Annotated in this window: 18 protein-coding genes; 14 read left to right on the plus strand and 4 right to left on the minus strand. The window is 64.7% G+C overall.

Going from position 1 to position 21,393, the window contains the following annotated elements; translation table 11 throughout:
• Positions 1 to 10: 10 nt before the first annotated feature.
• Positions 11 to 1,042: an ABC transporter substrate-binding protein gene (locus tag MF4836_RS02965; RefSeq protein ID WP_078469043.1), complete on the minus strand. Its 1,032-nt coding sequence runs from the start codon at positions 1,040 to 1,042 to the stop codon at positions 11 to 13.
• Positions 1,043 to 1,365: 323 nt separating this feature from the next.
• Between MF4836_RS02965 and MF4836_RS02970 the strand changes: the two genes are divergently transcribed.
• The 11 genes from MF4836_RS02970 (at position 1,366) to MF4836_RS03020 (ending at position 13,773) form a co-directional block, all read left to right on the plus strand.
• Positions 1,366 to 2,703, plus strand: a complete 1,338-nt coding sequence (locus MF4836_RS02970) for an NAD(P)/FAD-dependent oxidoreductase (RefSeq protein WP_078469044.1) — start codon at positions 1,366 to 1,368, stop codon at positions 2,701 to 2,703.
• Between the two features lie 29 nt (positions 2,704 to 2,732).
• On the plus strand, positions 2,733 to 4,163 hold the full coding sequence (locus MF4836_RS02975) for a gamma-aminobutyraldehyde dehydrogenase (protein ID WP_201132206.1): 1,431 nt from the start codon (positions 2,733 to 2,735) through the stop codon (positions 4,161 to 4,163).
• A 118-nt stretch (positions 4,164 to 4,281) separates the two neighbouring features.
• Positions 4,282 to 5,313: an ABC transporter substrate-binding protein gene (locus MF4836_RS02980; RefSeq protein WP_078469046.1), complete on the plus strand. Its 1,032-nt coding sequence runs from the start codon at positions 4,282 to 4,284 to the stop codon at positions 5,311 to 5,313.
• Between the two features lie 99 nt (positions 5,314 to 5,412).
• Entirely contained in the window at positions 5,413 to 6,495 is a 1,083-nt protein-coding gene (locus tag MF4836_RS02985; protein ID WP_078469047.1) for an ABC transporter ATP-binding protein, read from the plus strand.
• Positions 6,492 to 7,379, plus strand: a complete 888-nt coding sequence (locus MF4836_RS02990; protein WP_078469048.1) for an ABC transporter permease — start codon at positions 6,492 to 6,494, stop codon at positions 7,377 to 7,379. The genes MF4836_RS02985 and MF4836_RS02990 overlap by 4 nt, the downstream gene beginning before the upstream one ends.
• Before the next feature lie 4 nt (positions 7,380 to 7,383).
• Complete coding sequence (locus tag MF4836_RS02995; RefSeq protein ID WP_020299019.1) at positions 7,384 to 8,202, plus strand: ABC transporter permease; 819 nt, start codon at positions 7,384 to 7,386, stop codon at positions 8,200 to 8,202.
• Positions 8,199 to 9,677, plus strand: a complete 1,479-nt coding sequence (locus MF4836_RS03000; protein WP_078469049.1) for a 2Fe-2S iron-sulfur cluster-binding protein — start codon at positions 8,199 to 8,201, stop codon at positions 9,675 to 9,677. Before MF4836_RS02995 ends, MF4836_RS03000 begins: the two co-directional genes overlap by 4 nt.
• Positions 9,674 to 10,843 carry an NAD(P)/FAD-dependent oxidoreductase gene (locus MF4836_RS03005; protein WP_078469050.1) on the plus strand — a complete coding sequence of 390 codons (1,170 nt, stop codon included), beginning with the start codon at positions 9,674 to 9,676 and terminating at the stop codon, positions 10,841 to 10,843. The genes MF4836_RS03000 and MF4836_RS03005 overlap by 4 nt, the downstream gene beginning before the upstream one ends.
• A gap of 88 nt (positions 10,844 to 10,931) precedes the next feature.
• On the plus strand, positions 10,932 to 11,726 hold the full coding sequence (locus MF4836_RS03010; protein ID WP_078469051.1) for an IclR family transcriptional regulator: 795 nt from the start codon (positions 10,932 to 10,934) through the stop codon (positions 11,724 to 11,726).
• Positions 11,727 to 11,877: 151 nt separating this feature from the next.
• A complete protein-coding gene (locus MF4836_RS03015) occupies positions 11,878 to 12,237 on the plus strand; it encodes a RidA family protein (RefSeq protein WP_078469052.1) in 360 nt (119 codons plus the stop codon).
• Between the two features lie 45 nt (positions 12,238 to 12,282).
• Positions 12,283 to 13,773, plus strand: a complete 1,491-nt coding sequence (locus tag MF4836_RS03020) for a CoA-acylating methylmalonate-semialdehyde dehydrogenase (protein WP_078469053.1) — start codon at positions 12,283 to 12,285, stop codon at positions 13,771 to 13,773.
• Positions 13,774 to 13,827: 54 nt separating this feature from the next.
• Here the strand turns inward: MF4836_RS03020 and MF4836_RS03025 are convergent, their stop codons facing one another.
• Both MF4836_RS03025 and MF4836_RS03030 read right to left on the minus strand, forming a co-directional pair.
• Positions 13,828 to 14,616, minus strand: coding sequence for an IclR family transcriptional regulator (locus MF4836_RS03025; RefSeq protein WP_020299389.1), 789 nt, complete (start codon positions 14,614 to 14,616; stop codon positions 13,828 to 13,830).
• 335 nt (positions 14,617 to 14,951) lie between these two features.
• Positions 14,952 to 15,383: a PaaI family thioesterase gene (locus MF4836_RS03030; protein WP_078469054.1), complete on the minus strand. Its 432-nt coding sequence runs from the start codon at positions 15,381 to 15,383 to the stop codon at positions 14,952 to 14,954.
• Between the two features lie 393 nt (positions 15,384 to 15,776).
• On the opposite strand from MF4836_RS03030, the gene MF4836_RS03035 reads away from it, so the two are divergent.
• The 3 genes from MF4836_RS03035 to MF4836_RS03045 all read left to right on the plus strand — a co-directional run bounded on the left by MF4836_RS03035 (position 15,777) and on the right by MF4836_RS03045 (position 20,003).
• Entirely contained in the window at positions 15,777 to 17,480 is a 1,704-nt protein-coding gene (locus MF4836_RS03035; RefSeq protein WP_078469055.1) for a long-chain fatty acid--CoA ligase, read from the plus strand.
• A gap of 47 nt (positions 17,481 to 17,527) precedes the next feature.
• Complete coding sequence (locus tag MF4836_RS03040; RefSeq protein ID WP_078469056.1) at positions 17,528 to 18,889, plus strand: MFS transporter; 1,362 nt, start codon at positions 17,528 to 17,530, stop codon at positions 18,887 to 18,889.
• 109 nt (positions 18,890 to 18,998) lie between these two features.
• On the plus strand, positions 18,999 to 20,003 hold the full coding sequence (locus MF4836_RS03045; RefSeq protein ID WP_078469057.1) for an NAD(P)H-dependent flavin oxidoreductase: 1,005 nt from the start codon (positions 18,999 to 19,001) through the stop codon (positions 20,001 to 20,003).
• A 36-nt stretch (positions 20,004 to 20,039) separates the two neighbouring features.
• Here MF4836_RS03045 and MF4836_RS03050 read toward each other — a convergent pair whose 3' ends face one another.
• On the minus strand, positions 20,040 to 21,293 hold the full coding sequence (locus MF4836_RS03050) for an OprD family porin (protein WP_238596116.1): 1,254 nt from the start codon (positions 21,291 to 21,293) through the stop codon (positions 20,040 to 20,042).
• Positions 21,294 to 21,393: the final 100 nt, after the last annotated feature.

Here is a 21,393-nt window from a genome sequence, read left to right on the forward strand (position 1 = left end):
GAGGGCGGGCTTACTGGGCGACGAACAGGGCAAAACGCTTCTGCATGGCGTCCTGGTTATCGACCCACCAGTCGGGGTTGACCATCACCACGCGCGAGGCGTTCTGCGGCGAGGTCGGCAGGCGCTTGGACAGCTCTTCGCTGATCAGCCCCGTCTGGTAGGCATGGCTGTTGACCGGCGCGTAAGGAATAAAGGTCGCGAGCATGGCCTGGCTTTTCGCGCTCATGATCTGGTTGATCACCTGCATCGCCAGGGCCTTGTTCGGCGCGCCCTTGGGCACGATCAGGCAGTCGTGGCTGAGCAGGGCGCCGTCGAAGCTGTAGTCGACATTGGCGTCGTCATGCTTGACGTCGTTGACCCGGCCATTCCAGATCGCCAGGAAATCCACCTCGCGGCTGCGCAGCAATTGCGCGGAATCGGCGCCCGCGCTCCACCAGTTGGCGACTTGCGGCTTGATCCGCTCCAGGGCGCGGAACGCCCGCTCCACATCCAGCGGGTAGAGCTTGTCCGGGGCCACGCCATCGCCCAGCAGTGCGGCTTCCATGGTCAGCCAGGGTTGCCGGTACAGGGCGCGGGCGCCTTTTACCGAAGGGTCGAAGAATTGGTTCCAGGTTTTCGCCACCGGCTTGCCAGTGTCATTGGCCCAGGCCACCACCGTGGCGTAGGCGTGGGTGCCGATCCAGTTCTGGCCGACCACGTTTTTATCCACGCCATCGGTGCCGATCACGCTGTAGTCCAGGGGTTCGGACAGGCCTTCGCGCTGGGCCTGGGCGCATTCCATGCTGCCCAGTTCGACGATGTCCCACTTGGGTTTGCCCGACAGCACCTGGGCGCGCACGGCGGCCAGGCCATCCATGCTGTCTTCCTTGATGGTGATGCCCAGGGCCTCGGCGGCCGGTTGCAGGTAGGCCTTGCGCTCGGCGTCCTGCAGGGCACCGCCCCAACCGGAGAAGGTCAGGGTGGCGGCGCCGGCGCTCAGGTGCGCGCTCAACAGCAGGCAACCGGCGATGCAGCGGGGAAGGGAAAGAGGGGACCGTTTCATATCGATTTTCCTATGAGGTGCGTTTCGGGCAGCCGTCAGCCCAGATACAGGGGTGGTTGGCAGGCTGGCACAAGGTGGCGAAACGTAAATTTATTATTGTTCAGGCGTCATCGAGGTCGCTGATTCGCTGTTAAATATCGCATTGCGATAATTAAAAATCGAATAAAGTCAAGTCTTATGGTTATTTGATTGTCTGTCAATGCGATTTTCGAAATCGACAGCGGGGAAAATTGTTAAAAATAATCGTTGACCGATATCGACATTCGCTTCTAGTCTGTTAAAAACCGATTAGTTGATATCGCACAGCGATAATGCGAGGCCAGATGTACGATCCATTGGTGCATTCCCATCCCGGCACGGGCGAAGCTCACTCCGCTTCCTATTGGGTCGATACCGCCGGCCAGGCGCCGGCGGATGACGGCCCGGTCACCGGGCCGCTGGACGTCGACGTGGCGGTGATCGGCGCCGGCTATACCGGCCTCAGCTGTGCCCTGCACCTGGCCCGGGATCACGGCGCCCAGGTGCTGGTGCTGGAGGCCAATACCACGGCCTGGGGCTGCAGCGGGCGCAATGGCAGTTTTGCGCGGATATCCGGCGGCCGTGTGCCCCTGGCGGAATTGATCGGCCGCTACGGCAAGGACACCGCCCGGGCCTACTTCGGCGAAATGCAGGCGGGCCTGGCCACGGTCAAGCGCCTGATCGCCGAGGGCGGGATCGAGTGCGACGTGCAGCCCGACGGGGTGTACAAAGTGGCGACCAAGGCCGCCCACACCGAAAGCCTCAAGCGCGAGGCCGGGCTGTACAACGAGGTGCTGGGTTACCCCGCGTATTTTGTCGGGGCCGAGCAATTGCAGGGCGCCCATGCCGGGGCCGAATCCTTTGGTGCGCTGCGCATGCCCGACGGCTTTGCCATGCATCCGTTGAAACTGGCCTGGGGCGTGCAACGCATGGCCCGCGCCGCCGGGGCCAGGGTTCACGTGGCGTCGCCGGTGACCGGCTGGAGCAGTGACGCCAAGGGCCACCTGCTGGTGACCCCGGGCGGTGTGGTGCGGGCCCGCAAAGTAGTGGTGGCCACCAACGGCTACACCTCGCCGGACCTGCATCCGCAACTGGCCGGCCGGGTACTGCCGGTGCATTCGCAGATCATCGTCACCGCGCCGTTATCCGCCGAGCAGGTGCGCAACAGTCTGCCGTCCACTGACTGCATGTTCGATACGCGCAACCTGTTGTTCTACTACCGCCGCCTGCCGGACAACCGCCTGCTGTTTGGCGGGCGCAGCGCCGTGACCGGGCGCGAGGCCGAGAACCCGGTGCACCGTCAGTTCCTCCTCGACTCCCTGCGGCGCAAGTTCCCGGTGCTCGGCCAGGTGCCAGTGGACTACGGCTGGGGCGGCTGGGTCGCGGTGAGCCAGAACTCGCTGCCCTACATCTATCAGGTGCCGGGCCTGGACCAGGTGTTCAGCGCCGGTGGTTATGCCGGTAGCGGCGTGTCGTTTTCGCTGCACGCCGGCCAGCGCCTGGCGGACATGGTGATGGGCACTGGCCTGCCGAGTGCCGCGAGTTTCCTGCACCAGGTGCCACAACGCTTTCCCTTCCAGCCGTTCCTGCGCCTGGGCCAACGCCTTGCCTACAGCTGGTATCGCTTTCAAGACGCCCGCTGAGGCGGGTCATTTTTCTGGAGCTTGTCATGATCTACCGTGAGTTTTTGATTGATGGTCAGTTGGTCCCGGGCCTGGGTGCCGAAGAGCGGGTAATCGCCCCGGCCGATGAGCGCCAACTGGCCGTCATTGCCGAAGCCACTCCGGCACAGCTGGACCAGGCCGTGGACGCCGCCGAACGGGCCTTTCCGGCCTGGGCCGCGACCCCGCCGCGCCAGCGTGCCGCGCTGCTGCTCAAGCTGGCCGATGCCATCGAGCGCCACGCCGAGGCCCTGGGCACCCTGGAAAGCCAGAACTGCGGCAAGCCGTTGCAAAAAGCCATAGGCCATGAAATGCCGGCGGTGGCCGATGTGTTCCGTTTCTTTGCCGGGGCCAGCCGCTGCCTGTCGGGCAGTGCCGCCGGGGAGTATGTGGCGGGGCGCACCAGCATGATCCGTCGCGATCCGTTGGGGGTGGTCGGGCTGATCGCACCCTGGAACTACCCGCTGCTGATGGCCGCCTGGAAACTCGCGCCGGCCCTGGCCGCCGGCAATACCCTGGTGTTCAAGCCATCGGAACTGACGCCCCTGAGTGCCCTGTACCTGGCCCGGTTGTGCGCCGAGATCTTCCCGCGCGGGGTGGTCAATATCCTTTCCGGGCGCGGCGCCAGCCTGGGCGAGCAGCTGTCGAGCCACCCGAAGATCCGCATGGTCTCGGTCACCGGCGATATCGCCACCGGGCAGGCGGTGGTGCGGGCGGCGGCGAGCAACTTGAAACGCACCCACCTGGAACTGGGGGGCAAGGCGCCGGTGCTGGTGTTTGCCGATGCCGACATCGACGCTGCGGTGAACATGTTGCGCACCGGCGGCTATTACAACGCCGGCCAGGACTGCACGGCTGCCTGCCGGGTGTATGTGGACGATGCAATCCATGACCGCTTTGTCGAAGCCCTGAGCGCGAACATTGCCACGCTCAAGACCGGTGCCCCCACCGACCCGAGCAGCGATTTCGGGCCCTTGATCAGCCGCCGCCAGCAACAGCGGGTAGCCGGCTTCGTCGAGCGTGCCCGTGGCCTGGCCCATGCCGAAGTGCTGGTGGGCGGCGCGGTGGTGGATGGCCCCGGATTCTTCTACGCCCCCACCCTGATTGCCGGAGTGCGCCACGAAGATGAAATCGTGCAGAAGGAAGTCTTCGGCCCGGTGGTCAGCGTCACCCGCTTCGACGACGAACAGCAAGTCATGGCCTGGGCCAATCAGAGCGAGTACGGTCTCTCGGCCTCGGTCTGGACCCGCGACGTGAAGCGTGCGCTGCGCACCTCCAGCCAATTGCAGTACGGTTGCGTGTGGGTAAACGATCACATGACCCTGGCCACGGAAATGCCCCACGGCGGCCAGCGCCAATCCGGCTACGGCAAGGACCTCAGCGTCTATGGCCTGGAGGACTACACCTGCGTGCGGCATGTGATGCTGAATTTCAACGATTGAATACCCGCGACACCGGCGATACCCAGAATAAAAATCAGGATCGAGTTCGATTGGAGGGCAGGACGCCCGCGTTTCAGCTGTTGCCTGTCCTTTGACAACGACCCAGGGAATACACCCAATGCAGATCACCGCCAGCACCAGAACCATCAGCGCCTTGACCCTTTCACTGCTGTGCATCGGCGCCGCCCAGGCCGCCCCGAGCATCACCTTCGCGGGCTGGGGAGGGGCCCTGCAGGATGCCGAGCGCAAGGCGTACCTGGAGCCCGCGGCCAAGGCCCTGGGCGTGACCATCAAGGAGGACAACATGGATGGCCTGGCCGCCGTGCGTGCCCAGGTGCTGTCCGGCAAGCCGCAGTGGGATGTGGTGGAACTGGCCTCCAACGATTGCGTGCTGGCCGAGCGCCAGGGCCTGACCGAACCCCTGGATTTCTCGGTGATCGACACCTCGGGCGTGGCCAAGGGGCTGTACGGCAAGAACTGGATCGCCAGCAATGCCTATTCCACGGTCATGGCCTGGGCCACCGACACCGGCAAGGCGGTGCCCAAGAACTGGAAAGAGTTCTTCGACCCCAATTTCAAGGGCGCGCGCTCGCTGTACCGCCAACCGTTCACCACCCTGGAACTGGCGCTGATGGCCGATGGCGTGGCGCCGAAAAACCTCTACCCGCTGGACGTCGAGCGGGCGTTCAAGGTGCTGGAGAAGATCAAGCCGCAAGTGGTGAACTGGTGGCGCAGCGGCAGCGATTCGGCACAGTTGCTGCGCAGCCGTGAAGTGGACTTCCTGTCGATCTGGGCTTCGCGGGTCAATGAGCTGAAACAGGGCGGCGAAGCGGTCGACTACACCTACGACCAGGCGCTGCTGGACTACGATTGCGTGGTGGTGCCCAAGGGCGCGCCAAACAAGGAACTGGCGATGAAGCTGATCGGCCAGATCATGTCCGCAGAGAGCCAGGCACGGCTGGTGATGCTGATCCCCAACCCGCCGATCAACAGCAAGGCCTACGACACCGGAATCATCCCTGCGCAGATGGCGGCCACGCTGCCCACCGCGCCGGCCAACATCGACAAGGTGGCGATGTTCGACCCGGTCTGGTGGGTGGACAACCAGGCCGAGCTGCAACGCCGCTTCGACCTGTTTATCCAAAACTGATTCATGCTCGACTCCCCGCTGGTCCAGGCCGCCGGGGAGGTTGCGGGCCGCGTGGTTGGCGGCCCTGAAGTTGAGCCTTTACCTTGCGCTGAGTTGACTATGTCCCAAGAAAAAAGCCAGTCGATCGCCATCGACATCGAGCGATTGACCAAGACCTACGGTGCCTTCGCCGCCCTGGACGATGTGTCGTTGAACATCCGCAGTGGCGAGTTCATCTCCCTGCTGGGTTCGTCCGGTTCGGGCAAGACCACCTTGCTCATGGCCCTGGCCGGGTTCGTCCAGCCCGACAGCGGCAGCATTCGCTTCGGTGGCCGCGAGATGGTCTTCGAGCCGCCGCACAAGCGCGACGTGGGGATGATGTTCCAGAACTACGCGCTGTTTCCCCATATGAACGTGTTCCAGAACGTGGCCTATCCGCTCAAGCTGCGGGGCTACAAGCGCGAGGACATCCGCCGTCGGGTGCATGAAGCCCTGGCCACGGTGGAGCTCGATCACCTGGTGGAGCGGCGCATCGATGAAATGTCGGGTGGCCAGCGCCAGCGCATCGCCCTGGCGCGGGCGATTGTCTTTGAACCGAAGATCCTGCTGATGGACGAACCGCTGTCGGCCCTGGACAAACGCCTGCGGGAAACCATGCAACTGGAGATCCGCCGTCTGCACGAGCGCCTGGGCATGACCGTGGTCTATGTGACTCACGACCAGCGCGAAGCCCTGACCCTGTCCGATCGCATCGCGGTGATGACCAAGGGCCGCATCCAGCAGATCGACACCCCGCAAAACCTCTACGAGCGCCCGGCCAACCGCTTTATCGCCGAGTTTGTCGGCGAGTCCTCATGCCTGCCGGTGCAGGTCCGCGATGGCGCGGTGTGGCTTGGCGAATCGCAGTTGCAATGCACGCCGCCCGCTGGCCCGCTGCTTAACCCGAACCTGGTGGTGCGCCCGGAAAAACTGCAATTTATCGGCGCCGACACGCCGGGTTTCAACGGCTTGCAAGGCCAGGTCCGCGATGTGATCTACCAGGGCGACAGCCAACTGATCCAGATCACCCTGGAGCAGGGCGCCGAAGTCTCGATCCGCCGCCCGGCCCGCAGCTCCGAGGTCGAGCGCTTGCCGCAGCGTGGTGAACAGGTACGCCTGGGCCTGCACCCGATGGACACCCTGGTGGTGGGGGACGCGCCATGAACCTGGCCCTCAACCCTGGCGAGGCCCCCCATCGCCAGCAATTGCAACGCGCCGGCCGCCGCCATGGCTGGTGGCTGCTGAGCCCGGGGCTACCGGCCTTGCTGTTGGTGCTGGTGACCTTTGTGCTGCCGATCGGCTGGCTGTTCGGCCTGTCGCTGTTCGACGCCGAGGGTCAGTGGACCACCGAGAACTACAGCCGCCTGCTGCAGCCGATCTACACCCTGGCCTTCAGCCAGACATTCAGCGTGAGTTTTATCGTCACCGCGATTTGCGTGGTGATCGGCTACCCCTACGCCTATTGCATGGTCCACGGCCCGCGCCTGCTGGCCAACCTGGCCATGGCCTTGCTCCTGGTGTCGCTGTGGACCTCCTTGCTGGTGCGCACCTACGCCTGGCTGGTGATCTTGCAACGCCGTGGCCTGGTCAACGAAATGCTGCTCGGCCTGGGCCTGGTGGACACGCCCCTGGCCCTGGTGCACAACCTCACCGGCACGGTGATCGGCATGACCCACATCATGCTGCCGTACATGATCCTGCCGCTGTATGCGGCGATGAAGAGCATCAACCCGATCTACCAGCAGGCCGCCGCCACCTTCGGCGCTTCGCCGGCGCGGGCCTTTCGTGATGTGTTCCTGCCGTTGTCGCTGCCGGGGCTGACCGCTGGCGCGACCCTGGTGTTCGTCCTCAGCCTGGGCTTCTACGTGACCCCGGCACTGCTCGGCGGCGGCAAGGTGCAGATGCTGTCGATGCGCATCGAAAGCGACGTGTCGATGTACGCCAACTGGGGCGCGGCATCGTCCCTGGGGGTGATTCTGTTGTTGGCGACCCTGGCCCTGATGTACCTGGTCAAGAAGGTCGCCGGCCTTCGTCAGCGGAGTGAGTGAAGCCATGTCCCGTCTATCCCGAAACCTGGTCCGCGAGGCCAAGCGCAGCTGGCTCTACCTGTTCATGCTGCTGGCGATGGTGTTTTTGATTGCGCCGACCTTGATCGTGCTGCCGATGTCGCTGTCGGATGCGCGCTACCTGAGCTTCCCGCCCAAGTCCCTGGGCTGGCAGTCGTACCTCAATTACTTCGGCTCCCTTGAGTGGCAGAGTGCGACGCGTATCTCGCTGTTCACCGCGACCCTGACCATGCTCATCGCCACCAGCCTCGGCACGGCGGCGGCCTATGCCCTGCATGTCAGTGGCAAGCGCTTCACCGCGCTGCTGCGCGGGCTGATGCTGGCACCGATGATCGTGCCGGTGATCTTCACCGCCATCGGCCTGTTCTTCGTCTATGCGCGGCTGGAGCTGAACAACACCCTGTTCGGCCTGGTGCTGGCCCATACCCTGGTGGCCTTGCCCTACGTGATCATCAACGTCGAGGCCGGGCTGCGTTCCTATGACATGACCCAGGAACACGCGGCGTGCATCCTCGGCGCCACCAGGCTGCGGGCGTTCTTTGACGTGACCCTGCCGCAGATCCGTTTTTCGGTGATCGGCGCGGCGATGTTCGCCTTTGCCGTGTCCCTGGATGAGGCGGTGATTTCGCTGTTTATCAGCGGCGGCGACACCTCGACCCTGACCCGCAAGATGTTCAGTTCGCTGCGTTCGGAAATCGACCCGGTGATCGCGGTGGTGGCGACGCTGATGACCCTGCTCTCGATCATAATGCTGGCCATCAGCCTCACGGCCCAGAGCCGGGCCAAGAAGAGGGCGCAGCCATGAGCCGGCCGTGTCCGCGCCTGGCCCACGGTGCGCAGCAGGCGGTGGAGTTTTTCTGGAACGGTCACGCTCTGCAGGGCCGGCCGGGTGAGCACCTGGCCGCGGCCTTGCTGGCCAACGGTGTTCGCACCCTGGCCTGGACCCGCAAGTCGCACCGGCCCATGGGCCTGTCGGGCAGTTACGTGAATGGCGTGCTGGCGCGGGTCGATGGCGTGCCCAATGTGCGCCTGGATCAGGTCCGGGTGCGCGCCGGGCTGCGGGCCGGGATGCAGAATTGCTGGCCCAGCCCCGGCTTCGACCTGTTGCGCCTGGCGCGCTGGATCCCGTCGGGCTGGATCCAGGGCGGCTTCGAGCACAGCAACCTGATTCCCAGTGGCAACCGGCTGTTTCAGGTGTGGGAAGCCCTGCTCGCGTTCCTGGCCGGCGTAGCCCGGCCGGCAGACCGTGCGCGCCTGGCGGGCCAGACATTGCCCCAGGGGCGGGCCCTGAGCTGCGAGGTACTGGTGATTGGCGCCGGCCCTGCCGGGTGCGCGGCGGCCAATGCGGCGGCCGAGCAGGGTCGGGATGTGTTGCTGGTGTCCCGTGGCCCTGGTCCTGGGCGCGGGTTGCAGGCGGCCGGGCAGCGGGTGCCCGAGGTGGCGGCGGCGGTGCGCACCCTGTACGGGGTCGAGGTGTTTGGCGCCTATCGCGACGGCGACTTGTTGTTGGCCGCGCCCCAGGACCCGAGTCAGGGTGCCGTGGCCCTGAGTGCCGGCGAGGTGCTGCTGGCCACCGGCAGCCGCAGTTGTCCGCCGTTGGTGCCGGGGGCCTGGCTACCGGGGGTGATGGACGCCCGCTGCGCCCTGGCCCTGGCCCATGAGTGTGCAGTGGCACCAGGGCGCGCGGTAGTGGTGGCCGGCACCGGCCAGGAAACCCAGGTCGCCGAACGCCTGCGTCAGCTCGGGGTGACGGTGGTGGCGGTCAAGAGCCTGGAGGGCTTGCGTTGCATCAAGGGCCGGCATGCCGTGGAGAGCGTCATGTTCGACCAGCCGATTGTCTGTGATGCCCTGGTGCACGTCGGCCCCTGGTTGCAGGAGGCCAGCCTGGAATTTCAGAGCGCGGCCCACGGCCTGGGCCAGTTGCGCAGCGGCAACAGTCGCTTCCAGCGCATCGGCCGCGCGGCGCGGGCCGACCCGGTATTGCCGGTCAGTGATCTTGAGCCGCTGCTGCTGTGCCCCTGCATGGACGTGTCAGGCAAGGAGGTCGCGGCGCTGATCGATGAGGGCATCGTCGACCTGGAAGTGATCAAGCGCCTGACCTCCTGCGGCATGGGCCCGTGCCAGGGACAGCCGTGCTGGGATGCCTTGCGCGCCTTTGTCAGCGCCCGCAGCGGTCTGCCGTTGCAGGCCCTGGCCCGACCGACCCTGCGCCCACCCAGGCGCAGCCTGACCGTGGCCCAGGCGGCGGGGCTGGTGGATGTGGTGGAGCCTTTGCAATGACGGAATCAAGCAAGCTGCCGCGCCAGGCGTCGGTGGTGATTGTCGGCGGCGGCATCCAGGGCCTGGCCCTGGCGTTCAACCTGGCCGAACTCAAGGTGCGCGACATCCTGGTGCTCGACGCCGGCTACTGGCAGGGCGGGGCTTCCGGGCGCAACGGCACGCTGATCCGCGGTGCCTTCAGTTCGCCGGAATGGACGCGCTTTTTCGCCCATTCCAACCGCCTGTGGCTGGGGCTGTCCAAGCGCCTGGGGCAGAACGTGATGTTCTCCCGCCGCGGCTACACCATGGTCGGCGAGCGCGAGGCCACTGCCCAGTTGCTGCAGCGCACGCTGCAGGTCCACCGTGACTGCGGCATCGACTCGGAAATGCTCAGCCCCGGGCGCCTGCGCAAGGTTCTGCCGGCCCTGGCCCATGAACGGGTCAGCGCCGCGTTGCACCTGCCCGACAGCGGGGTGGCGCCGCATCATGCGGCGATGCACGGCTACCTCAAGGCCTGTCAGGCCCGGGGAGTGGATGTGCGCTATCGCACCGAAGTCAGCGCCATCGACCGTCGCGACGGCCAGGTGGAAGGGGTGTGGGTCGGCCAGCAGCGGATTGCCTGCGACACCCTGGTCCTGGCCGGCGGCGCCCAGAGCAATGCCTTGGCGGATATGGCCGGGGTGCCGCTGGAAGGCTACCCGATGCGCCTGGAGGCCATTGCCCTGGAGCCGACCCGGGCCCTGATCGGCCCGGCGGTGGCCTTGCTCGACCGCCTTTGCTACATGCACCAGACCGCCCGTGGCGAAGTGGTGGGCGGCGCCGAAGTGGCCGAGCGCCCGCAAGTCAGCCTCGGCGCCGACGTGCCGGTGATGGCCGCCACGGCCAAGGCCTACGCCGAAATGTTCCCGCAACTGGGGGCGGCGCGGATCCTGCGCCAATGGGCCGGGCTGGTGCATATCTCCAAGGACTTCGGGCCGCTGCTTGGCGCCCACCCCCACCTGGGCGGGCTGCACCTGAGCGCCGGCTGGTGTTATGGCCATGCCGGCGCGCCGGCCGCTGGCGAGTTGCTGGCCAGGGCCCTGGTCACCGGGGTGGTGGACGAGCGCATGCAGCCGTTCGCGGTCGACCGTTTTCAACGCAATTGCCCGGTGCACGAACCGGGAATTGTCCTGAGCCACTTCGAATGAACGCGGGCAGCCAGTATCCTGCACACTGTCCGGCTTTTAGCCGCGCCCCAGACGCGGCAGTCACACTCAATCAAGGATTTGTTGCCTGATGACCACACCTGAAGAATCCCCGCTGTTTGTCACTGCGCTGTCCAAGGGGCTGGCCATTATCGCGATCTTCCGCGCCGGGCAGCCGAGCATGAGCCCGGCGGAAATCGCCGAGGCCACCGGGCTCAACAAGAGCACTGTGCAACGCTCACTGTTCACCCTCGAGGCCCTGGGCTACCTGTGCAAGGAGCCGGACACCAAGCGCTACCGGCTGACCCCCATGTCCCTGGACCTGGGCACCGGCTACTTGCAGACCAGCGACCTGATCGAGCGCGCCAACCCGTACCTGCATGAACTCAACCGCGATATCGAAGAGAGCTGCAACCTGCTGGAGCCCTGCGGCCTGGACATGCTCTACGTGGCGCGCTTCCCCAGCCACAAGCAGATCTCGCTGCATATTCCCCTGGGCCGGCGCCTGCCGATGTACTGCACGGCGGCGGGGCGCGCCTACCTGTCGGCGCTGCCGGCGGCGGAGTCCGGTGCGATCCTCGAACAGTCCAACCGCCAGGCCTACACCGCCAACACCGTGACCGACCTCGGGCAACTGCAGGCGGTGATCGAGCAGGCACGCACTGAGGGTTATGCCTACGCCAACGAGGAGTACTACGCCGGTGATATCAGCGTCGCGGCAGCGGTGGTGAATGCCGCCGGCTACCCCCTGGGGTCGGTCAACGTGGCGGTGCCGTTCAGCCGCTGGAACCTCGAGGACGCCCGGCGCGAACTCGCACCCAAGGTGATCAATGCCGCCCGCGCCATTTCCAGTGCGGCCCGCAGCCTGCGGCGCATGCCTGGCTGATTGACGGCCGCCCGCCGGGGTGGCCGCTGCCTGAACCTGTGAACTGAACCTGCCCGACGGCGATTGATCGCCGTCACGGGTTTCGTTCGCCCGCGATTTCTTGAAACCGGCCGAATACCTCGGCCGCACCGACCCCTGAAGAGAGGCCAGCATGACCATCAAACGCTACCAGCCCAACGGCAAACGCCTGAGCCACGCCGTGGAATACAACGGCATCGTCTACGTCACCGGCCAGGTCGCCGCCGACCGCAGCCAGGATGTCCAGGGCCAGACCCGCCAGGTATTGGCCCGCATCGACGAACTGCTGGCCGAAGCCGGCAGCGACAAGAGCCGCATCCTGTTCGCCCAGGTCTGGCTCAAACACGCGGTGCAGGACTTCGCCCAGATGAACGCCGCCTGGGATGCCTGGGTACCGGAAGACGCACTGCCGGCCAGGGCCACCGTGGAATCGAGCCTGGCGGCCGAGAACATCCTGGTCGAGATCGCCGTCCAGGCGGCCCTCAGCCATTAATTTTCCGGGCGCCACGGCGCCCGCTTCAGCGAGGTTGTACCGAGCATGAGCATCGAACATTTGATCAATGGCCAACTCCTGGCCGGGGGCACGCGCCAGGTCGCGGTCTTCAACCCGTCCACCGGCGCCAGCATCGCCCAACTGACCCTGGCCGACAGCGCCACCGTGCAGTTGGCGGTAGAGGCGGCCGTGGCGGCTTTCCCGGGGTGGCGCGACACACCGCCGGCCAAGCGCGCCCAGGTCCTGTTCCGTTTCAAGCAGTTGCTCGAAGAGCATCAGCAAGCCATCGCGCAACTGATCAGCCTGGAGCACGGCAAGACCCTGGAAGACGCCCTGGGCGAGCTCAAGCGCGGCATTGAAAACGTCGAGTACGCCTGTGGCGCCCCGGAGCTGCTCAAGGGCGAATACAGCCGCAACGCCGGGCCGGCCATCGATTGCTGGTCAGACTTCCAGCCCCTGGGTGTGGTGGCCGGGATCACCCCGTTCAACTTCCCGGCCATGGTCCCGTTGTGGATGTACCCCCTGGCCATCGCCTGTGGCAACTGCTTCATCCTCAAGCCTTCGGAGCGCGATCCCAGCTCAACCCTGCTGATCGCCCAACTGTTGAACCAGGCCGGCCTGCCCAAGGGCGTGCTCAACGTGGTGCACGGCGACAAGGAAGCGGTGGATGCGCTGCTGCAAGCGCCACAGGTCAAGGCCCTGAGCTTTGTCGGCTCGACCCCGGTCGCCGAGTACATCTACGCCGAGGGCACCCGGCGCGGCAAGCGCGTCCAGGCCCTGGGCGGGGCGAAAAACCACGCGCTGCTGATGCCCGATGCTGACCTGGGCAGTGCGGTCGGGGCGTTGATGGGCGCGGCCTACGGTTCCTGCGGTGAGCGCTGCATGGCGATCTCGGTGGCAGTGTGCGTCGGCGACCAGGTGGCGGATGCCTTGATCCAGCGCCTGCTGCCACAGATTGCGGCGTTGAAAATCGGCCCGGGCACATCCCCAGGGTTGGACATGGGGCCGTTGGTGACGGCTGCGCACCTGGCCAAGGTCAGTGCCTATGTGGACGCCGGGGTCGAGGAGGGTGCCGAGCTGCTGGCTGACGGTCGCGGGCTGCAAGTGCCGGGGCATGAACAGGGCTTTTTTATCGGCGGTTGCCTGTTCGATCGGGTCACGCCGCAGATGAGCATCTACCGCGACGAAATCTTCGGCCCGGTGTTGTGCGTGATGCGAGTGGCGAGCCTGGAGCAGGGCATCGCCCTGATCAATGGTCACGAATACGGCAATGGCACCTGCATCTTCACCCGGGATGGCGAAGCGGCGCGGCTGTTTGCCGATCAGATCGAAGTCGGCATGGTCGGGATCAACGTGGCCTTGCCGGTGCCGGTGGCCTACCACAGCTTTGGCGGCTGGAAACGCTCGCTGTTCGGCGACCTGCATGCCTATGGCCCCGATGGCGTGCGTTTCTACACCCGACGCAAGGCCATTACCCAGCGCTGGCCGAAGGCGGCCACTCAGGAATCCACGCAGTTCGCGTTTCCCAGCCTGTAAGCGTCGAGGCCGATGACCAGGGCCGCGCCCCTGGTCATCGGCCTGGGCCCGGGTTTACACGCCGAGGCTTTCCAGGTCCCGGGCCAGCATCACCAGTTGGTGGGCCAGGGAGTTTTCGAGTTTCTCGCTCGACAGCTGGAAGCTCGGGGCACCGCAGGTCAGGGCCATGATGCTGCCGTCTGCCAGGTGCAGCGGCACGCCGGCGCCATTGACGTTGCGGTCCCACTCGCCCAGGGACAGGCAAAAACCCAGGGACTCGTATTCGCGGAACGAGGCTTCCAGGGATTTTTCCAGGGCCGGCCATTCGTCGCCGGCCTTTTTCGCCACTTCCCCCAACAGATGGTCGCGCTCGTTTTTCGGCGTGGCGGCCAGGTAGGCACGCCCGGCGGCGCTGGTGGCCAGGGGCAGGCGTACGCCGGGCTCCATGCGCAGGCTGGCGACTTCCGGCGGGCGGCTGCTGTCGACGTGAATCATCGACAGCCGATCGCGGCAGGTCAGGCTGACGGTGGTGTTGGTCCGGCGCGAGAACTCATCCATATACGGCTTGCCGAGCTGGCGCACCCGCAGGCTGGCGGAGTAGGCGTACCCGAGGGCCAGCACGGCGGAGTCGAGCTGGTACTTCTCCAGGTCCTGGTTGTACTTGAGGTAGCCCAGTTGCGTCAGGGTGTAGGTCAGGCGCGAAACCGTCGGTTTCGGCAGCCCGGTAATGCGTGCGATGTCCTGGTTGCCGCGCACCGCATGGCCATGGGTAAAGGCCCGCAGGACTTCCAGGCCACGGGCCAGGGCCTCGACGAACTTGCGGTCCTTGGGGTCTTTTTCCGGGGAATCGTTCTGGTCGTGCATAGGCGTATCCGATGGGGGCTGGTGCCGGTCCAGTGCCTAGGGTCTGCACGAAAACTACCTGCGCTTCGATCATGCTGCGTTAAAAACACGCTCAGAATGCTCATGTAGGCCTCTACACTGCGCTTCCTCGCCTGTTTTTGCCTTGCCTGATCTTTGCTCGGCAAGTTTTCCTACAGACCCGAGTGACCACACAGCAGGTTCGTGAAATTCAACTGAAAAATGGTAGCGCGGAACCGCTTGAATTGACATCGCCGATTCCCTGTCGAAACCCGGTTTCGCAGGTGCGTGGCAGGCGCGTGTATTGGGCTTGTCTGCACGCGCGCCGCGCAACCGCCTCAGTCGCCATCCGGCGCGAGGCGCCCGCGCTTGAAAACCCCTTCTGCGCTCGCGAGTAATTGCCCCTCGACGTCGAGCAGGTCGCAGGTTGCCATAAAGATCTTGGCGCCACCGCCCCGGGGCCGTGCCACGGCTCGGACCTCGGTCCCGGGGGCGGCTGCAGCCATGTAGATGATGTTCAGCGACAGGGTCAGGGCCAGTCGCCGCTGGGCGGGGACGGCGTGCCAGGTTCCGCTCATGCCCATGGCCGAGTCCGCCAGTGAGGCGATCACTCCGCCGTGCAGGTTGCCGGCCCGGTTCAGGTGATGGGCCTGCACGGTGAAGCCGATGATGGTTTGCGCCTGGCTGTACTCGTGCAGGACCAGGCCGATATGGGCGGAAAAACCGTTGAAGGGGTCTTGCTGAGGTGGTTGCGGATGAACGGCGGTCATGGGCGATAGCTCGTGTGGGTCAGTCAGTGAGACAGGAATCAAGGGTTGCTTCCCGTGCCAGCGATGGCTGTACGGTGTTTCGCAAAGGTCTATTTAAGTCCAGTTAAGCGGATGAATCTAATTATTTCATGAGATATATGGAACCATATTCCGCAGTGCGAAATAAAAAAGATTGAAATAGGATTGCGTCATGGGGCAGGATCGGCCCTGATGTGACGGCCACTGCGACCTGTGCCTGCCTTATCGCGTTCAGCGCCGGCAAGCCGCGAACAGGGCCCAGGCGCCAGGTCGCGCAAGCGTTGCCGGCCCTGATCCAGGCCGCTCGGGGGACCTCCGCAAGAGCCCCTGCCAGCGCAACTCGTGCTTGATCACCTTCGGAGTCAAGGAGTCTCGATGCCCACTATCAGCAGCGTGCGCCCCCACCAACGCGTCTGGCCTAAACGCCTGCCACACGCGTTATCGGTCCCGGCCACTTCCCTGTGGTTCAACCTGGAGGTGTCTGCGCGGCGCTACCCGGACAAGACCGCCTACCTGTTTTTTGGCCAGCCCCTGAGTTTCAGCGCCTTGCAGGCCCAGGCGCAGGCCGTGGCCGGCTGGCTGCAAAGCGTGGGGGTCAAGGCTGGTGATCGGGTGGCGCTGTACCTGCAGAACTGCCCGCAATTCGTCGTTGCCTATTACGCCATCCTGCGGGCGAATGCGGTGGTGGTGCCGGTCAACCCGATGAACAAGATGGAGGAGTTGACCTACCAATTGCAGGACGCCCAGGCACAGGTGGTGATCTGCGCCGCCGACCTGGCGGCGACCGTGCAGGCCGCCCAATCAACCCTTGAACCTCACGAACGCCTGCGGCAGGTGCTGGTGACCCATTACAGCGACGCGATGCCGCCTGTCTCCGCCATGGACCCGGCCGAGCTTGCTGCCGAGGCCACCGATGCCTGGCTGCGCGCTGAGCCGGCATTGCCCGCAGCCTGCCTGCGCTGGAGCGAGATCCTCGGCCAGGCCTGGCTCCTCGGTCCGCACACCGCCGAGGCGGACGATCTGGCGATGCTGCAATACACCTCGGGCACCACTGGCCATCCCAAAGGCTGCATGCACAGCCACCGCAGCTTGATGAGCAATGCGGTCACCGGCTGCTGGACCCAGTCCACGGTGGCCTCGGTGGGGTTGGGCGTGGTGCCGTTTTTCCATATCACCGGCCTGGTGTGTTTTGTCCTGCGCGCGGTGTTCGATGCCACCAGCACGGTGATCCTGCCGCGCTGGGACCGGGAGCTCGCCGGGCGCCTGATTTCGCGACACAAGGTCACCCACTGGACCTGCATTCCAACCATGGTCATCGACCTGTTCGGCAGCCCCAACTACAAGGATTTCGGCCTGGGCGGGCTGGTTCATATCAACGGTGGCGGGGCGGCGATGCCTCAGGCCGTGGCCGAGCGCCTGCAACAGGAGTTCGGGCTGACCTTCCTCGAAGGCTACGGGCTCACCGAAACCGCAGCGGCCACCCATGGCAACCCACCCGAACGGGCCAAGCTGCAGTGCCTGGGCATGCCGTTCTTCGGCGTCGATTCGCGGGTGGTCGACCCCAATACCCTGCGCGAGCTCGAACCCGGCGAGGTCGGGGAAATCGTCAGCCGTGGGCCGATGCTGTTCCAGGGCTACTGGCGCAACCCCGAGGCTACGGCGGCGGCCTTTATCGAGTTGGAGGGGCAGCGGTTTTTCCGCACCGGCGACCTGGGGCATATGGATGAAGAGGGCTACTTTTTTCTCACCGACCGACTCAAGCGGATGATCAATTCCAGCGGCTTCAAGGTCTGGCCGGCCGAGGTGGAAGCCCTGCTGTTCAAGCATCCGGCGGTGCACGAGGCCTGCATCATCTCCAGCCAGGACGCCTACCGGGGCGAGAGCGTCAAGGCGCTGGTGGTCCTGCGCAGCGAAGCCCGGGGCCAGACCACCGAGCAGCAGATCATCGACTGGTCCCGTGAACACATGGCGGCCTACAAGGTGCCGCGCCAGGTGCAATTCGTCGAAAGCCTGCCCAAGTCCGGCTCGGGCAAAGTCATGTGGCGCCTGTTGCAGGAGCGTGAAACCGCGGGCACCTGAGCACCGATCCCCCGTCCCAGCAATTACCCACTCTGCCGGAGATGACCATGACAACAAAAATAATAAACGTCCAAGGTCCGCAATCCCTGCCGACCCATGCTGCTCGGCTCGACTCGCTGTATTCCAGGATCCGCTGGCGCCTGCTGCCGTTGTTGATGCTGTGCTACATGGTTGCCTTCCTTGATCGGGTCAACATCGGCTACGCACAATTGCAGATGAAGCAGACCCTGCCGTTCAGCGACGCGGTGTACGGCTTGGGCGCGGGCATTTTCTTCGTCGGCTATTTCCTGTTCGAAGTGCCCAGCAACCTGATGTTGCAGCGCAGCGGGGTGCGCAAGACCCTACTGCGGATCATGGTCTGCTGGGGCCTGGTGGCATCGGCGATGATGTTCGTGCGCACCCCGCTGCAGTTCTACGTGCTGCGGTTTTTGCTTGGGGCGTTTGAAGCCGGGTTTTTCCCTGGGGTCATCCTGTATTTCACCTTCTGGTTCCCGGCGGCCCGGCGTGGCCAGGTGATTGCTTTGTTCATGACGGCTGCGGCGTGCGCCGGCCTGATCGCCGGGCCATTGTCCGGCAGCATCTTGAAGTACCTCAACGGCGTGGCCGGTTTTAATGGCTGGCAATGGCTGTTCGTGCTCCAGGGGCTACCGGCCAGTGTGCTGGGGGTGGTGGCGTTCCTTTACCTGCAGGATGGCCCGGATCAGGCAAAGTGGCTGAGCACCGCTGAGAAACGCCTGCTGAGCGACGACCTGGCGCAGGAATTGAAGAACCGCAAGGACCGCTCCCTGCACACCGTGGGCCAGATGTTTCGCGACCCCAAGGTGTACCTGCTTTCCACGGCGTACTTCATGTTCCTGGGGGCCACCTACATGCTGGTGTTCTGGATGCCGAGCCTGATCCAGGGCTGGGGTGTGGCGGACCTGTTGCTGGTGGGATTGATCACCACCATCCCCAACATCGTCGGCATCGTCGGCACCATCGTCATTGGTCTGCACTCGGACAAACGCCGTGAGCGGCGCTGGCACTTTGTCTGCTGCATGGGGTTGGCAGTGTTCGGCCTGGGCATCACCACGCTGTTGAACGGTCATCTGGTGATGTCGGTGGCGGCGCTGTCCTTGGCGTACCTGGGAATCAAGGCGGCGACACCGTTGTTTTTCGCCCTGGTCAGCGAATACCTGTCTGTGGCCTCCGCGGCGGCCGGCATTGCCCTGATCAGCAGCCTGGGCAACCTCGGGCCGGCGGTGACGCCGTGGCTCAACGGGGTCATCAACAGCCATACCGGTGGCCACGTATCGAGCATGTACCTGGGCATCGGCATGTACCTGCTGGCCGGGTTGCTGGTGTTGCTCTCTGCCGGAACCGCCGGGGCGGCGAGGGTCAGTCCGGGGATCGCCCTGGCCACCAAGTGAACAAACGCCTTGTGCCGTCGGCCCTGGAGCGGCAGGCGCATGGGACCTGGCTCAGTTGCCGAATTTCGTCGGTGACGGGCATGTTGATCGATCTGAAAGGAGGTGTTCCATGAGCTTGCCCGAGGTGTTGTCCCGGCGTCTGCGCCTGCCGTTGGTGGCCGCTCCGCTGTTTATCATTTCCACCCCGGAGCTGGTGATCGCCCAGTGCAAGGCCGGGATCGTCGGTTCGTTTCCGGCACTCAATGCCCGCCCTGCGGCACAGCTGGAGCAGTGGATCGAACGCATTACCCGGGAGTTGGCCGAGCATGATCGGCTGCACCCCGAACGGCCCTCGGCCCCCTTTGCCGTGAACCAGATTGTCCATCGCTCCAACGAACGCCTGGAGCAGGACATGGCGGTCTGTGTGCGGCACAAAGTGCCGATCATCATCACGTCCCTGGGTGCGCGCCCCGAGATCAACCAGGCGGTGCACAGTTACGGCGGCATCGTGCTGCACGATGTGATCAACAATAAATTCGCGCACAAGGCCATCGACAAGGGGGCTGACGGCTTGATCGCAGTCGCGGCGGGGGCGGGCGGGCATGCCGGGACGCTGTCGCCCTTTGCCCTGGTGCAGGAAATCCGCCAATGGTTCGACGGGCCCCTGTTGCTTTCGGGTTCGATTGCTTCTGGGAGCTCGATCCTCGCGGCCCAGGCAATGGGGGCTGACCTGGCCTATATCGGTTCGGCCTTTATCGCCACCCGCGAGGCCAATGCGGTGGATGGCTACAAGCAGATGGTCAGCCAGGCGAGTGCCGACGACATCGTCTACACCAACCTGATCACCGGGGTGCATGGCAATTACCTCAAACCGTCATTGCAGGCGGCAGGGCTCGATCCGGAGAACCTGCCCAGTAGCGACCCCTCACAGATGAATTTCGGCAGCGACCGCCAGCGGCCCAGGGCCTGGAAGGAAATCTGGGGCTGTGGCCAGGGTATTGGCGTGCTTGACCATGTACCGACAGCCGAGGCTCTGGTGGCACGTTTTGCCAGGGAGTACCGCGAAGCGCGCCTGCGTCTGGACAAGGTTTCGGGCGAGTTCCGGGGGCCCACGGCGGCAGTCAGCCTGGAGTAGGCAACTGCCGGCCAGTGCCGGCAGTTGGGGGCGGGGTTACCAGACTTTCAGGTTGTATTCGACGATCAACCGGTTCTCATCGACGTTGGCCGCATAGTTGGCGCGATACACCACGTTGCGCCAGCGCAGGCCGAGGTTTTTCAGCGGACCTTGCTGGATCACATAAGCCAGGTCGGTATCGAGTTCTCGTTCTCGGCCATTGCGTTGTCCGATCTTGAAGTGGTTGCCCTGCACGTAGCGGCTCATCCACGTCAGACCGGGCAGGCCTGCTGCGGCGAAATCGTAGCGGTAGCGCAACTGCCAGGCGTCCTCCCCGGCGTTGATGAAGGATTTGTAGGTCGAGGTGTTGAATCCGTAAGGGTCGGTACCATTGATAAAGGGCAGGCCGCTGCGCCCGCTCTGGTTGTGATAGATGAAGCCCAGGGCATGGCCCTTGTAGCTGAAGGTTTCCATGATCCCCAGGTAACGGTTGTCCACCTCAGCCCGGCCCTGGCTGCCGCTGTTGAAGTAACGCACTTCGGATTTCAGCGAGAGGCTGTCGGTCAGCCGCGCATCATGGGTCAGGTTGCCGTAGTGCTGGTCATAGTTGTCCTTGAGCTCGGCGTAGAAGTAGCTGGCCTTGAGCGCGGGCGTTACGGCGTAGCTGGCCCCGGCATAGCTGAAACGATCGCTGCTGACCCGGCCTGCGACCTGGCGGCCGTTTCTGGCGAGGGCCGACATGCTCATGTCCTCGTAGTCCGTGGAGTTGCGCAGGCGTACCGCCGTGAACTGGCCGAGGGTCAGGGTAAGATCCTTCAGGTCACTGGAGACCAGTTGCGTCCCCCTGAAGGTCTGCGGCAGCAGGCGGGTATCGTTTCTGAAGGCGACTGGAAGCAGCGGCTCGTGGGTGCCGATGCTCAATACGCTGCTGGCGGCCCGGGCTTTGGCGGTCAGGCCGAACGAGCCGTATTGATCGGCGACATCGCCACTGCGGTCGGCCAGCAGTGCCCCGGTATGGGCCGTGCCACCACCGGAATCGAGCTTGAGGCCGAGTGTACCCAGTGCGTCAACGCCAAAACCTACGGTGCCTTCGGTGTAGCCAGACTGGTAACGCAGGGTAAAACCCTGGGCCCATTCTTCCGCCTTGCTTTGTGGCGGTGCCTCACCGTGGAAGTCGCGGTTCATGTAGAAATTGCGGGCGCCCAGGGTCAACTGGCTGTCTTCAATCAGTTGTGCCTGGCACACCAGCGGCAGCATGCAACCACCCAATAGGGTGGAAAGGGGCAGTAAAGGTTTGGATGCCGAATGCATGGATCTTACCTATGTTGTTGTTTTTATTTTTAGGAGCGCCCACGTCGTATTCGTCCATGCCGGGGTTAGCCTGCTCGCAGCACCTGGAGGCTGCTGAGGA

Origin of the sequence: Pseudomonas sp. MF4836 (assembly GCF_002018875.1) — a bacterium.
Lineage (GTDB): Bacteria > Pseudomonadota > Gammaproteobacteria > Pseudomonadales > Pseudomonadaceae > Aquipseudomonas.